Below are 13,778 nucleotides of genomic sequence, written 5' to 3'. Positions count from 1 at the left end.
AGGGGCGGGGGCTCCGGGCACCTGTCGTGCCCGGAGCCCCCGCCCTCGGCGGAACCTGTGCTCAGTAGACCGGCTTCTCGGGCTCGATCTGGTTGACCCAGCCGATCACGCCGCCGCCGACGTGCACGGCGTCCGCGAAGCCCGCGGACTTCAGGACCGCGAGGACCTCCGCGCTGCGGACACCGGTCTTGCAGTGCAGGACGATCTTCCGGTCCTGGGGCAGGCCCTCCAGGGCGGTGCCGAGCAGGAACTCGTTCTTCGGGATCAGCTTGGCGCCCGGGATGGAGACGATCTCGTACTCGTTCGGCTCGCGGACGTCGATGATCTCGATGTTCTCGCCCTCGTCGATCCACTCCTTGAGCTGCTTGGGAGTGATCGTCGAGCCGGCGGCCGCCTGCTGGGCCTCCTCGGAGACGACGCCGCAGAAGGCCTCGTAGTCGATGAGCTCGGTGACGGTCGGGTTCTCGCCGCAGACCGCGCAGTCGGGGTCCTTGCGGACCTTGACCTGGCGGTACTGCATCTCCAGGGCGTCGTAGATCATCAGGCGGCCGACGAGGGACTCACCGGTGCCGGTGAGGACCTTGATGGCCTCCGTGACCTGGATGGAACCGATGGACGCGCACAGCACGCCCAGCACGCCGCCCTCGGCGCAGGAGGGGACCATGCCCGGCGGCGGGGGCTCCGGGTAGAGGCAGCGGTAGCAGGGACCGTACTCGGACCAGAAGACCGAGGCCTGGCCGTCGAAGCGGTAGATCGAGCCCCACACGTACGGCTTGTTCAGCAGCACGCAGGCGTCGTTGACCAGGTAGCGGGTGGCGAAGTTGTCCGTGCCGTCGACGATCAGGTCGTACTGGCTGAAGATGTCCATCACGTTCTCGGCCTCGAGCCGCTCTTCGTGAAGGATCACGTTGACGTACGGATTGATACCGAGGACGGAGTCCCGGGCGGACTCGGCCTTGGAGCGGCCGATGTCGGCCTGGCTGTGGATGATCTGGCGCTGCAGGTTCGACTCGTCGACCTCGTCGAACTCCACGATGCCGAGGGTGCCGACGCCCGCGGCCGCCAGGTACATCAGCGCCGGCGAGCCCAGGCCGCCGGCGCCCACACAGAGCACCTTGGCGTTCTTCAGCCGCTTCTGCCCGTCCATCCCGACGTCGGGGATGATCAGGTGGCGGGAGTACCTGCGGACCTCGTCTACGGTGAGCTCAGAAGCCGGCTCGACCAGGGGTGGCAGCGACACGGGGACTCCGTTGATCGGTCAATCACTACGGTTGTTCTCCCTGTAACACTGCCACGGGCTTCTTCATTCCGAGACACCTGTTCCGATCCGCGAGACGATCTCGTCCCAGTAACCGGGCATGGTCTCCCAGGGGTCGACGCACCCGCCCCGGTCCGTGCGGTCGGTGAAGTAGATGGTGGCGGCGCCCTGCCAGCGGGCGATGCGCAGCGCCTCGTCGAGGTGGCCGCGGGGCACGCCGTGCACGAAGTGGCAGAAGCGGTCGGGCGGGTAGTCGGCGGTCCACTCGGCCACCTGGGACCAGCGGTAGTCGCTCCAGGGCCCGGCGAAGGTGACCAGCTGGTCGGCGTTCTCGGCGTAGCCCGGGTGAGGGTGGGTGCCGTGGCCGAGGACGATGTGCGGCTCGTCACCGACGGAGCGGAGCGCGGCGACGGCGCGGCGGGTCTCGGGGAGCGCGGTGCGCCCGCTGGGGCAGCGGTCCAGCAGGAAGCCGTCGACGCGGTACCAGTCGTGGTACCGGTGGGCGTCGCCGGCCAGGTCGGCCCGGGGGCGGGCGCCGTAGCCGGCGTCCAGGTGACCGAGGACGCGGACGCCCGCGTTGCGGAGCCGGCCGGCCGCTTGCAGGCAGTGCGGGTCGGGGCGGCTGCCGGGGCCGTTCGCCACGTTGAGGACGACCCAGTGCAGGGGCGTGCCGGGGCGGGTGAGCTCGGCCCACTGGGCGGGGGCGAGCAGCGGGTGGGCGTAGCCCGGGACGCCGAAGGAGGTGCGGACGCCGGTGGTCGCGGCGCCCGCCCTGGTGCCGGTCAGATGCGGCACGCCGCCTCCATCCAGATGTCGGCGAGGGACTCCTCCAGGTTGATGCGGGGCCGCCAGCCGAGCCGGTCGCGGGCGCAGCGCACGTCGGCCTGCTGCCAGCTGCCGCAGCCGTCCGGGTACGGGTACGCGACGGGCGGTGCGTGCTCGGGGTCCGGGCGGGGGTGGCCGATGGGGCTGCGCAGCGGGCCGGGCGGGCCGTCGAGTTCGTGCAGGGCGCCGCCGTATCCGGCGACCCGGGCGAGGACGGCGGCGGCGTCGCGGAGCCGGACGGCACGGCCGGAACCGATGTTGATGACGCCCTGGGCGGCGGAGAGCGAGGCCGCGTGGACGGCGCGGGCCACGTCGCGGACGTCGACGAAGTCGCGCTGGACGCCGAGGCCACCGAGTTTGAGTTCGCCGTCGCCGGACTGCATGGCGCGGCGCATGGCCTCGGCGAGCCGGCCGAGCGGGGAGCCGGCCGGGGTGCCCGGTCCGGCGGGCGAGAAGACGCGCAGGACGACCGCGTCCAGGCCGGAGCCGAGGACCAGTTCGGTGGCGGCGAGCTTGCTGACGCCGTACGGGCCGCCCGGGCGGGGTACGGCGTCCTCGGCCGTGGAGGAGCCGGGCTGGCTCGGGCCGTACTCGGAGCTGCAGCCGACCTGCACCAGCCGGGCGCCGCAGCCGCTGCGGCGCAGGGCCTCGCAGACGGTGGCGACGGCGACGGTGTTGTGCCGGGTGAGTTCGCGGGCCCCGCCGCGGGTGGCGCCCGCGCAGTTCACGATGACGCCCGGGTGGACCGCGTCGAGGAAGCGGGTGAGCGCGCCGGGGCTGCCGGTGGCGAGGTCGAAGCGGACGTCGGCGTCGTCGCCGCGGCCGAGCGCGGTGAGCTGGACGGCCGGGTCGGCGAGCAGCCGGTCGGCGACGAAACGGCCGAGGTATCCGTTGGCTCCGATCAGCAGAACCCTCATCGCTCGGCTCCCGGGGTGTGCGCTCCGGCGACTCCGGCGGTTCCGGACGCTCCGGGTCCGGGTCGGGAGGTGGTCATCTGGCGGTCTCCTTCAAGGGGTGGTGCGGTTGCTCCGGCGAGATGCCGGGGGCCGGCCGCCGGGACGGCACGGCGGGGCTTGCGGGGAAGTCGGCGGTTGTACTCACTGCGGGTCCCCCGTCGGTCCGTGGGCGGAGGCCCGGGTGAGGGTGCGGACCGCGCGGAAGAGCAGTGCCAGGGCGGCGGCGCCGCAGGCGAGGGCGGGGACGCTACCGGTGCCCCAGGCGTCGATCAGGGCGTAGACCGGGGCCGCCAGGAAGCCGCAGCCAGGCAGCCGGCCGGTCAGCACGAGGGCCACGGACGCGGCTTCGGCGGCCGCCGCGGCGGCGAGGGCCGAGGCGGCCGGCCGCGGGACGCTGTGGACGGTGAGGAGGCGGGCAAGGAGAAGGAGGGCACCGAGGGCGAGCGCCTGCGGGTGGCCGGCGGGTTCGCCCAGGACGGCGCCGCACAGGGCGAGCAGTGCGGCGAGGGCGCCCAGGTGAAGGGCGAACACGCCGAGCAGCAGCGGCCGTACGGCCGCGGTGAACTCCTCCAGGCCCCTGCTGCCCGCGAGCCTGCGGCGGGCGCCGGCGGTGAACAGGTGGGTGCTCCAGGCGGCCGGGACACAGGCGAGGGCGAGGGCGAGCGCGGGGGCCGTGGTCGTCGGCCAGGGGCCCTGCGCGGCGCCGGTCGGGAGGCTGTCGGGGCCGCCATCGGCCACGGCGCGCAGGAGGCCGTCGCCGAGCAGGGCGTAGCCGAGGAGCCACCAGGTCCAGGCGCGAGTGCCGGTGGCGTGCCGCCGGGCGGATGTGCGGGCCGGTGCGGCGAGAGGGCCGCGGCGCAGGGCCAGGCGGACGCCCAGGGCGACGGCGAGGACTCCGGCGGCCGCGATCAGGAGGCGTGGGCGGCCCTCGGTGAGCCGTACGCCGGTGACGGCCGCCGCGCCGAAGGCGCCCGGGAGGAGCGCGAGCAGCATCCAGCCGGCGTGCGCGCGGGGCGCGGGCGCCGGTGCGGGGCGCCGATCCGGGGCGCCGTCGCGGGGCACGCGCGCGTAGAGCTCCTCGGCGAGCGAGAAGACGTCACGGTGCCGGAAGCGGGCGGCGGTCCGGTCGGTGACGCCGTGCGCTTCCAGGCCGGCCGCGATCTCCAGTGGGTCCACGGCCCGCTCGCACAGGGCGCGGTGCCGGTGCATCAGCGCCCTGACGGGGTCGGCGACACCGCGGCGGGCGGCGGACCCGGGGAGACCGGCGGCGGTCCGGGCAGGGGCCCGGCCGCCGGTGGGGGCATCGCCGGACGTCCGGTCCGGCGTCTCGTCCTCTTCCGCGCCCAGGAGCCATTCCTCCGAGCGCGCGTCCCAGGCGTCCGCCCCGCCGGGCCGGGCGGGCCGGTCCAGCTCCCCCAGCCCGCCGCCGTGCGTCCTGCCGCCCTCGTCGCCGTTCACCGCGCCCCCTCCGTGACGGCGACGGGTGTGGCCCGTGCCGGGGCCGGGGCGCCCAGGGCCCAGCCGGGGCCGCCGCGGGCGGCGCGTGGCGTGGGGCCGGTCCAGCGGCCGGGGACGTGGGCCTCGGCCGGGACGGCGAACGGCAGGGGTTCGCCGGTCTCGTCGAGGACGACCCGGCGCACCGGGCAGTGCGAGACGACCTCCAGGTAAATGCCGTGAAATGCCGCGATGTTCTGCTCGACGGTGAACAGTTCGAGCGCCCGGGCGCGCGCGGCGGCTCCGAGGCGCTCACGGCGCGCGGGGTCGCGCAGCAGCGCCACGCACGCCTCCCCGAGCGCCCGCGGATTGCGCGGGGGTACGACGAGCCCGGTGCCGCCGATGACCTCCACCACGGCGCCTACGTCCGTGGAGACGGTCGCGCGCCCGCAGAACATCGCCTCGACGAGGCCGACGGGGAACCCCTCGACGACGCTGGAGAGGACGACGACCGCGCCGGACGCGTAGGCGTCGGCGACGGTCGGCGCCTCCGGGCCGCCGATCTCCTCGAAGGAGACCGGGTTGTCGCCGACGGCGTGCGCCCCGTCGGCCTCGTCGGGGAAGAGCTGCGCGGCGAGCGCCCGGCAGTGGCCGAGGTAGGCCTCGCCCTCCGGCCCGGCCGGACCGCCCAGGATCCGCAGCCGCGCCCTGGGCTCGTCCCTGCGGACCTCCGCGAAGGCGTGCAGCAGCGACACCAGGTCCTTGGACGGCTCGATCCGGCCGACCCACACGAGCGTGTCCGGGTCCGCGCGGTCCGGGGCCTCGCCGACCTCGGTGAAGCGGGACGCCTCCATGCCGGGGTGGACGGTGCGGATACGGGCGCGGTCGGCGCCGCAGTGCTCCTGCCAGCGGCGGGCGTGCGCGTTCCCGGGCGTGATGATCGCGGCGCGGCCGTAGACCTCGGCGGCGAGCCGGCCGTGGTAGGCGGCGAGCAGGGCGCGGACGGCCGGTCCCGCCGCGTCCGGTCCGGAGGCGAGGTAGTGCGAGCGCAGCTGCACGCCGTACTCGGTGACCAGCAGCGGCACGCCGGAGAAGTGACGGGCGAGCAGGCCCGTCAGGGCGGCCGGGCCGCCGGCGGCGGCGTGGCAGAGATCGGCCGCGCCGAGCGCGTCGTCGCCGTACCAGTCCAGGGAGAGGGGGCGCAGGGCGCGTTCGAGGTGCGCGGCGACGGCGAGGAGATCCGGCACACGGGCCTCGCGCGCCGCACCGAGCGCACCGGGCGCGCGACAGGCGCGCTCCAGCGTGCGCACGGCGGTATCGGAACGGAGCGCGCCGACCAGGCCGCCCTCTTCGCGGGCGAGTTCGGCGAGCCCGTGGAGCGCGGTGCCGAAACGGTCCGCCATAAGGCCGGAGGCCGTTCCCGAGCCTTCGCTCCCGCCCTGACCGCCCTGACCGCCCTGACCGTCCGGACCGGCGCAGAGCACCTCCGCGAGCTCCCCGTAGCTCTCGGCGAAGCGCCGGCGCGCGCGCCGTCCGTACGCGACCCCGTCCTCCTCGGCGGTCCACAGGGGGGCCGTCCGCACCCGGCCGACGTGCCGCGGCAACGGCAGCCGGCCCTCGTCCTCCTGGCGCCGGGTACGGCTGAGCGCGTAGATGTCGAACTCGTGCTGCTCGAGCCCGCGCACGAGCCGGTCGCACCAGAGCCTGGCATCACCGTTCACATACGGATAGCCACCCTCCGTAAGCAGTCCGATGCGCACGTGTGCACCCCCGTTCGATCTCCCGCATGGGGAGCCACCGTGGCTCGGCGGCTCGCAGCGGGACGAACGTATGCGGACAAGGTGGTGGCGCGACGGACGGTTGTCCGTCGCGCCACCAAAAGGGGTGAACGGTCGTAACTTTCCCGTACGGATCGCGTTCGGTCGCGCTAAGAGATCGAACGGCGGCGGAACGTCACATCAGAACGCCCGCGCGAGCTGCCGAAACGTCACGCCGACGCCAGCTCCCGCCGTGCCGCCCGCCGCCGGGCGGCCGCCTCGGGGTCGAGGGCGGGTACGGCGGCCAGGAGTTGCCGGGTGTACGGGTCCCGCGGGTTGTCGTACACCTCGTCGGCAGGCCCGGTCTCGACGATCCGGCCCTGGCGCATCACCGCGACCCGGTCGCTCACCTGGCGTACGACGGCGAGGTCGTGGGCGACGAAGACGAGCGCGAGCCCGAGTTCGCGCTGGAGCTCACCGAGCAGGGCGACGACCTGCGCCTGGGTGGTGACGTCCAGCGCGGAGACCGGCTCGTCGCAGACGATGACGCGCGGGTCGGCCGCGAGCGCCCGCGCGATGCCCACGCGCTGGCGCTGGCCGCCGCTGAACTCGTGCGGGTAGCGCTCGTAGTGCGCCCCCTCCAGCCCCACGCGCTCCAGCAGTTCGCTCACGCGCCCCCTGATGCGCTGCTCGTCGCGCTCGCCACGCGCGCGCAGCGGGTCGGCTATCGCCTCGCCGACGCTGCGCCGCGGGTTGAGCGAGGAGACCGGGTCCTGGAACACCATCTGGACGCCGGGCCGTACCCCGGCGCGCGCGTGCCCGTCGTGACGGACCTCCCCCGCCGTCGGCTCCAGCAGCCCGACCAGCATCCGGCCGAGGGTCGTCTTGCCGCTGCCGCTCTCGCCGACGATGCCGAGGGTCTCGCCGCGGCGGACGGTCAGCGACACGTCGTCCACGGCCGCGAACGCCCGCTTGCCGCGCCCGAACTCGCGCCGCAGCCCGACCGCCTCCAGGACGACCTCGGCGGCGCCGGACTCCGCCGAGGGCGCGCGCGTGGCGGCGCGCGCCGCGTCCACGCGCGGGACGGCGGAGAGCAGTTCGCGCGTGTACGGCCGCGCGGGCGCCCCGAGCACCTCGGTGACCGGACCCTGCTCGACCACGCGCCCGTGCCGCATGACGAGGACCCGGTCGACGCTCTCGGCGGCGACGCCCACGTCGTGCGTGACCAGCAGCAGGCCCATGCCGGTCTCCTCGCGCAGGGTGTGCAGCAGGTCGAGGATCTGGGCCTGGACGGTCACGTCGAGGGCGGTGGTGGGCTCGTCGGCGATCAGCAGGTCGGGTTCGCAGGCGAGGGCCATGGCGATCAGCGCGCGCTGGCGCATGCCGCCGCTGAACTCGTGCGGGCGGGACCGGGACCGGCGCGCGGCGTCCGGGATGCCCACCCGCTCCAGCACCTCCACCGCACGCGCGCGTGCCGCTCGTCGCGACGCGCGCGTGTGCACGCGGTGCACCTCGGCGATCTGGTCGCCGATCGCGTAGTACGGGTCGAGGGAGGACAGCGGGTCCTGGAAGACCATCGCCGCCCCGGCACCGCGCAGCCGCCGCAGTTCGTCGTCGGAGGCGGCCTGTACGTCGACGCCGGCGACGTCGACCGAGCCGGTGACCCGTGCGCCCGTGCCGTGGTGCAGGCCCAGCAGGGCGGAGGCGACCGTGGACTTGCCGGAGCCGGACTCCCCGACCAGGGCGAGGGCGGCGCCGCGCTCCAGGGTGAACGAGAGCCCGTCCACGGCCCGCAGACGGCCGAACTCGACCGTCAGATCAGTGACTCGGACGAGACTCACGTCAGTACCACCCGTCGGTCGGCCACCGCGTACAGCACGTCCGCGACGGCGTTGGCGAGGACCACGAAGAAGCCGATGACCAGGACCATGCCGACGACGACGGGCAGGTCGACCACGCTGACGGCGTGGACGAGTTCCTGGCCGAGGCCGGGCAGTCCGAACAGGGTCTCGGTGAGCACCGCGCCGCCGACGGCCGAGCCGAAGTTGTTGGCGTTCAGCGCGATGACCGGTGCGAACGCCCCGCGCAGGGCGTGCCGTCCGACGATCGACCGTTCGCTGACGCCGTACGCGCGGAAGGTGCGGATGTGGTCCTCGGCGAGGGTCTCCAGCATCGACGACCGGGTCAGCCGCGCGAACGAGGCGGACTCGATGAGGGCGAGCGAGAACCAGGGCAGCAGCAGGTTCCACGCCCACTGCTCGGGGTCGTCGGTGAAGCTCACGTACTGCGGGAAGGGCAGCAGTTGCAGTTCGCCGCAGACGACGATCATCAGGACCAGGCCGATGACGAAGACCGGGGTGGCCCAGCCGGCCAGGGTGAGGGCGGTCAGCGCGCGTTCGGTGAACCGGCCGCGCCGCCAGGCGGAGAGCACGCCGGTGCCGACGCCCAGGACCAGCCACAGCACCATCGCGCCGAGCACCAGCGAGAGGCTGACCGGGAGCTTGGTGAGGATGATGCCCAGGACCTGCTGGTCGGTCTGGTAGGAGAGCCCGAGGCAGGGCGCGGAGCAGTGCTCCACGGAGGTGCCGGTCGAGTAGTCCTGGCCGGCGACCAGGCCCTCCAGGAAGTGCCAGTAGCGCACGTACAGCGGGTCGTCGAGCCGCAGTTGCTGGGCCACCTGGTGCACCTGCTCCGGGGAGCAGCGCGGGCCGCAGGTGATCTGGGCGACGTTGCCGGGGGTGGCGTAGAAGACGACGTAGACGATCACCGAGATCGCCAGCAGGGTCACCACGGTGCCGGTGCCACGCCGGACCAGGAAGCCTCCGAAGCCGCTCATGCGGACACCTCCCCGGCCGCCCCGGAACCCTCGGCGGACCCGGCACCCGCCGGCTCGGCGGCCTTGAGCGGCCCCACCGTCTCCGCGGCCTCCGCGGACCCGTCCCCGGTCTCCCGGCCGCGTCCCGTGCCCACGCTCAGCCGGGAGGCGGCGCGCGGGTCGAGGGCGGTGCGGACGCCGTCGCCGAGGACGGTCATCGCGAGGACGGTGACGAACAGCGCGCCGGCCGGGAGCAGCAGGTACTGCGGGGCCGCCTGGTACCAGACGTCGGCGGCGGTGAGCATCTGCCCCCAGGACGGCGTCGGCGGCTTCACCCCGACGCCGAGGAACGACAGGGCCGCCTCGGCGCTGATGTTGACCGGGACGAGGATCGAGGCGTACGTGATGACCGGCGCGGCGAGCCCGGGCAGCAGTTCGCGCCGCGCGATGCGCCAGGCGCCCCAGCCGCTGAGCCGGGCGGCGGCGACGTAGTCGAGCCCCTTCAGGGTGAGCGTCTGGGCGCGCACGATCTTCGCGATGTTGCCCCAGGCGATGAGCCCGATGACGAGGGTGACCAGGACGGGCCGCGGAAAGCTCTGCGGCACGATCGCCAGCAGCGCCAGCGACATGACCATCAGGGGCAGCGCGACGACGACGTCGGTGAACCGGCTCACCACCTGGTCCACCCACCCCTCGCCGAGCGCCGCCACGATGCCGACGAGCAGCCCGAGGAGGACCTGGATCACGGTCGCGGCCAGCGCGACCCCGAGGGAGACCCGGGCGCCGTACACCAGGCGGGCGAAGAGGTCGCGCCCGGTCTGCGGTTCCACGCCCAGCCAGTGGCTGCCGGAGACGCCGCCGAAGGAGCCGATGGGCACGCCCCCGCGCGCGGAGTCGATGAGCGACGGGTGGAAGGTGGTCGGGTCCTGTCCCTCGATCGCCGTGAGCAGGGGCGCGCCGACGGCGACCAGGACGAGCAGCGCGACGACGGCCGCCGCGACGAGGGCGGCGCGCCGCGTGCGCAGCCGCCGCCAGAACTGACGGGCCCCCGAAGCCCCCGAGGCGGGCGCCTCGGGGGCCTGGGGGGCGACGAGTGCCTCGCTCACGGCGCTACTTCACCGCGACCTGGGAGATGTCCAGGACGCCGGTCCAGTCGCTGATCACGACGTTCCTGATGTCCTTGCCGACGAGCCGCTTGTAGACCGGGTGGAACAGGGGGACGGTCAGGGCCTGCGCGCCGATCTTCTTGTCCAGGGCGCCCCAGCGCGTGGCGGCCGCGTCCAGATCGGTCAGCTTGTTGATCGCGTCGATCTCGGAGTTGACCGAAGCGTCGTCGAGCAGACCCGTGTTGAAGTTCGCGCCGTCCTTGACGATCTGCCGGCCGTCGAAGATCGGCGCGAGGAACGGGCCGCCGGAGGGCCAGTCGGCGCCCCAGCCGGTGAGGAAGAAGCCCGGCTCGGTCTTCACGCTGTGGATCGTGTCGGAGTAGTCGTTGTCCTCCAGGCCCTGGAGCTTGACCGTGATGCCGGCCTTCTTGAGCGCGTCCTGGACGGCGGTCGCGATGTCGGGACCGGTCTTGTAGTTCTGGGCGTTGTCGTGGGTCAGGGTGACCGTGAGCCCGTTCGGGTAACCGGCTTCCTTCAGCAGTTCCCTGGCCTTGGCCGCGTTGCCGGTGTCACCGGCCGGGAAGTGGTCGTACGACGTGTAGCCGAAGGACTTCTGGTCCGGCAGGAAGGTGGTCGCGGCCTCGGCGAGCGCGCTGCCGCCGGCCGCGTTGATCACGGACGACCGGTCGACGGCGTAGGAGATCGCCTCGCGCACCTTGGCGTTGTCGAACGGCTTGACCTTCGGGTTGAACGCTATGTAGTTCGTGTAGCCGAAGTGGCCGGTGCCGACCCGCGCGGCCAGCTCCTTGTCGCCGGTCACCTTGGCGAGTTCGGCCGGGCCGAGGTTGGTGTCCGTGGTGACGGCGGCGGCGTCCGTGCCCTGGGACGACGACAGCCGCTGGTTGATCACGGACGAGTCGAGGCCGGAGCGGACGTCGATGGTGTCGGGGTAGGCCTTGCGCTGGTCGTCGACGGCCGACGACCAGTACTTGTTGCGTTCGAGCACCAGGTGCTCACCGTCGTTCTCGTTCTTCACGACCTTGTAGGGGCCGGACGAGACGGGGTGCGACTCGTACTTGGTGCCGGTGTCCTCGGCCTTGGGGACGGGCGCGAACTGCGTCTGCGTGGCCAGGTACGGGAACTCGCCCTCGGGCTTGTTCAGGTGGAAGACGATCGTGCGGCTGTCCGGCGTCTCGATCGCCGAGAGACCCTTCGTGTCCTTGTACGGCCCCTGGTAGTCGGCCGCGCCGACCAGCCAGTCCCGCAGGTAGGGCGCGCCGCCGGAGAGTTCGGGGGCGAAGGAGCGCTCGATGCCGTACTTGATGTCGGCGGACGTGATCGCGGTGCCGTCCTCGTACTTGAGGCCCTTCTTCAGGGTGTACGTCCACACGGTCGCGTTCTCGCTGGGGCGCCCGGTGTCGGTGGCGAGGTCGGGGACGACCTTGGCACCGGCCGCGCCGTTCGCGCGGTTGCGGGTGGTGAGCGTGCGGAAGACCAGGGAGGGGACGTTGCCGCCGCCCGAGGTGTAGAGACGGGCCGGGTCGAAGTCCGTCTGGGGGCTGGAGTTCAGGACCGTGAGCGTGCCGCCCTTGTGGGGCGTGGAGTCACCGCCGGAGCCGTTGGCATCGTTGTCCTTCGGCCCGCAGGCGGCGGCGCCCGCTGCCACGACCAGGGCAAGCGAAACGTACGCCGTGCGGGCGCTGTTCACGGACGGTTGACGCATCGGGGTAACGACCTCTCGGAAGGCATGTCTCGGGTTTTGAGACGAATTGACGAGGAGTGAGACGAAAGCAGACAGACGTCCGCCCCGGCGCCAGGTCGTCGAAAGAGCCGTGACAACGGCCGTGAGCAGGTCACGGCGACAGCGGGAGATCGCGACGCGAACGCCAGGGGGCGAGCGTCAGCTACAGAGAATGTCGGCCACGCAGAGCGCGGTCACGCCGATGAGCGCCAGCTCGATGGCGGCGCGTGCGGAGGCGTGGGGGGACGACATGCCCAGAAATATGAACGAACTTTCTGCTCATGTCAATGTGACATATGAGCCACCCGTCAACTGTTGGGATACGGCCAGGGGTTGGGCAGACAGTGGATTCCGTCGTGGTCCAGGAACTTGGTCTGCTGCTGCATGACCGGCGCCAGTTCGCCGTCCTTGTCGCAGGTCACATGGCCGTAGCCGAGCCGGTGGCCGACCTCGTGGTTGATCAGCATCTGGCGGTAGGCGTGGATCTCGTCGCCGTACGTCTTGCTGCCCTGCGCCCACCGGTACGCGTTGATCATCACGCGTTCGGTGGCGGCGGAGTCGCAGGACACGTTGTCCACGGTCGTGTCGAGGCCGGACTTGGCGCACCACTTGGCGGTGGTCCCGGGGCTGGCGAGCGTGATGACGAAGTCGGCCTTGCCGGAGGAGACGCGCTCGAAGGTACGGGCGCCGTCGTGGGCCCAGCTGCGGTCGTCGTTGAGCGTCTTCTGCACGGCCTCGGCGAACAGTTTCCCGTCCAGCCCGAGCCCCTGCTCCACGTCGACGCGGTAGGTGTACTTGCGCCCCTTGCCGGGCGCCTTGGCGGCCCCGGGCACGGCGTCGAACTTCCCGGATCCGGCCAGCGTCGCGCTGAGCGCGTACTTCCTGCCCATCGCCTGCCCGTACGAGAGCGTCGCCACCTTCGGCGAGGCCGAGGCGGACGGCGTCGTACGGCCGTCCCCGCGCGAGGCCGTGCTCTCGGTGGCCCGGGTGTCGCCGGCGGCCGACTGCGACCGCAGGGCACTGTCACCGCCGTCGGCGACCTGGCCGGCGACGATCACCGCGAGCACGGTGGTGACGGCGGCGGCCGCGACCCCGGTGAAGGTCCGGCCCTTGCCGCCCTTGGGCTGCGCCGCGTCACCGGTGAGCGGCGTGCCGTCGTCGTCCGCGCCGTCGCCCGCGTCCGACCGGAGCCGCGACGTCTGCGGGTCGGAGCCGGGCGGATACGTTTCCCCGCGCTGGGGGCCGATGCCGGGGCGGGGCGCGAAGACGTCGACGTCCTCCTCGAAGGCGTCGACGTAGTCCTGCCGAGGCCCGCCGGGTCCGCCCTGCCGCTGCCGCGGGATCGACACGCCGGCCTCGGCGGCATCCGCCCGCGCCCCCGGCTCACCCCAGCCACCGCCGCCCTCACGCTGCTGCGGATGTCCGCCCCGAACCCGGGGAACCCCGTGCGCGGGAGTCCCGCCGGGGAAACCGGGCACACCGTGCGCCGGGGTCCCGTCCGGGAACCGGGGAACGCCGTGCGCGGGAGTGCCGTCCGCGAGGCGCGGCACGCCGTGGGCGGGTGTTCCGTCGGGGAACCGGGGAACGCCGTGCGCGGGAGTGCCGTCCGGGAACCGGGGAACGCCGTGTGCCGGGGTCCCGTCCGCGAAGCGCGGCACACCGCGAGCGGGAGTACCGGCGGCGGGCCGGCCGTCCGGCACGCGTGGGACTCCCCTGGCGGGCGTTCCATCGGCCTGTCGCGGTATCGCGGGCCCCGCAGGACCACGCTCCCCGCGCCTCGGGAGCTCCTCGCCCCCGCGGCCGTCCGTCCCGCCGGCACCTATGCCTGATATGTCCGCGGCATCACCCTTGGGTGCCTTGCCGCGGCGGCTGTGGCGTCCCACTCG

The 13,778-nt window shown here is 73.5% G+C and carries 11 protein-coding genes; all 11 read right to left on the bottom strand.

What is annotated here, in order from left to right; all coding sequences use genetic code 11:
* Positions 1-61 precede the first annotated feature (61 nt).
* Positions 62-1,240 (bottom strand): adenylyltransferase/sulfurtransferase MoeZ, encoded by a 1,179-nt coding sequence (moeZ, locus tag ACZ619_RS16900; protein ID WP_469599301.1) that lies wholly within the window; start codon positions 1,238-1,240, stop codon positions 62-64.
* 63 nt (positions 1,241-1,303) lie between these two features.
* On the bottom strand, positions 1,304-2,053 hold the full coding sequence (locus ACZ619_RS16895) for a spherulation-specific family 4 protein (RefSeq protein ID WP_469599299.1): 750 nt from the start codon (positions 2,051-2,053) through the stop codon (positions 1,304-1,306).
* On the bottom strand, positions 2,041-3,000 hold the full coding sequence (locus ACZ619_RS16890; RefSeq protein WP_469599298.1) for an NAD-dependent epimerase/dehydratase family protein: 960 nt from the start codon (positions 2,998-3,000) through the stop codon (positions 2,041-2,043). The genes ACZ619_RS16895 and ACZ619_RS16890 overlap by 13 nt, the downstream gene beginning before the upstream one ends.
* 180 nt (positions 3,001-3,180) lie before the next feature.
* Entirely contained in the window at positions 3,181-4,497 is a 1,317-nt protein-coding gene (locus ACZ619_RS16885) for a hypothetical protein (protein ID WP_469599296.1), read from the bottom strand.
* Positions 4,494-6,233 (bottom strand): DUF3492 domain-containing protein, encoded by a 1,740-nt coding sequence (locus tag ACZ619_RS16880; RefSeq protein WP_469599294.1) that lies wholly within the window; start codon positions 6,231-6,233, stop codon positions 4,494-4,496. Before ACZ619_RS16880 ends, ACZ619_RS16885 begins: the two co-directional genes overlap by 4 nt.
* A gap of 227 nt (positions 6,234-6,460) precedes the next feature.
* On the bottom strand, positions 6,461-8,071 hold the full coding sequence (locus ACZ619_RS16875) for a dipeptide ABC transporter ATP-binding protein (protein ID WP_469599292.1): 1,611 nt from the start codon (positions 8,069-8,071) through the stop codon (positions 6,461-6,463).
* Positions 8,068-9,066, bottom strand: coding sequence for an ABC transporter permease (locus ACZ619_RS16870; RefSeq protein ID WP_469599290.1), 999 nt, complete (start codon positions 9,064-9,066; stop codon positions 8,068-8,070). The genes ACZ619_RS16875 and ACZ619_RS16870 overlap by 4 nt, the downstream gene beginning before the upstream one ends.
* Positions 9,063-10,151 carry an ABC transporter permease gene (locus ACZ619_RS16865; RefSeq protein ID WP_469599288.1) on the bottom strand — a complete coding sequence of 363 codons (1,089 nt, stop codon included), beginning with the start codon at positions 10,149-10,151 and terminating at the stop codon, positions 9,063-9,065. The genes ACZ619_RS16870 and ACZ619_RS16865 overlap by 4 nt, the downstream gene beginning before the upstream one ends.
* Positions 10,152-10,155: 4 nt before the next feature.
* Positions 10,156-11,874 (bottom strand): ABC transporter substrate-binding protein, encoded by a 1,719-nt coding sequence (locus tag ACZ619_RS16860; RefSeq protein WP_469599287.1) that lies wholly within the window; start codon positions 11,872-11,874, stop codon positions 10,156-10,158.
* Positions 11,875-12,051: 177 nt separating this feature from the next.
* Positions 12,052-12,144 carry an Ms4533A family Cys-rich leader peptide gene (locus ACZ619_RS16855; RefSeq protein ID WP_469599285.1) on the bottom strand — a complete coding sequence of 31 codons (93 nt, stop codon included), beginning with the start codon at positions 12,142-12,144 and terminating at the stop codon, positions 12,052-12,054.
* A gap of 56 nt (positions 12,145-12,200) precedes the next feature.
* Positions 12,201-13,775 carry a DUF3152 domain-containing protein gene (locus tag ACZ619_RS16850; RefSeq protein ID WP_469599283.1) on the bottom strand — a complete coding sequence of 525 codons (1,575 nt, stop codon included), beginning with the start codon at positions 13,773-13,775 and terminating at the stop codon, positions 12,201-12,203.
* Positions 13,776-13,778 lie beyond the last annotated feature (3 nt).

It is taken from the genome of Streptomyces sp. NPDC104367, from assembly GCF_055583825.1.
This window is presented reverse-complemented; position numbering and strand designations above follow the sequence as displayed.

What these genes read in the sequence shown, in the direction of transcription:
- ACZ619_RS16870 (WP_469599290.1), bottom strand. Translation starts at nt 9,066, where the DNA reads ATGAGCGGCTTCGGAGGCTTCCTGGTCCGGCGTGGCACCGGCACCGTG.
- ACZ619_RS16890 (WP_469599298.1), bottom strand. Translation starts at nt 3,000, where the DNA reads ATGAGGGTTCTGCTGATCGGAGCCAACGGATACCTCGGCCGTTTCGTC.
- ACZ619_RS16855 (WP_469599285.1), bottom strand. Translation starts at nt 12,144, where the DNA reads ATGTCGTCCCCCCACGCCTCCGCACGCGCCGCCATCGAGCTGGCGCTC.
- ACZ619_RS16860 (WP_469599287.1), bottom strand. Translation starts at nt 11,874, where the DNA reads ATGCGTCAACCGTCCGTGAACAGCGCCCGCACGGCGTACGTTTCGCTT.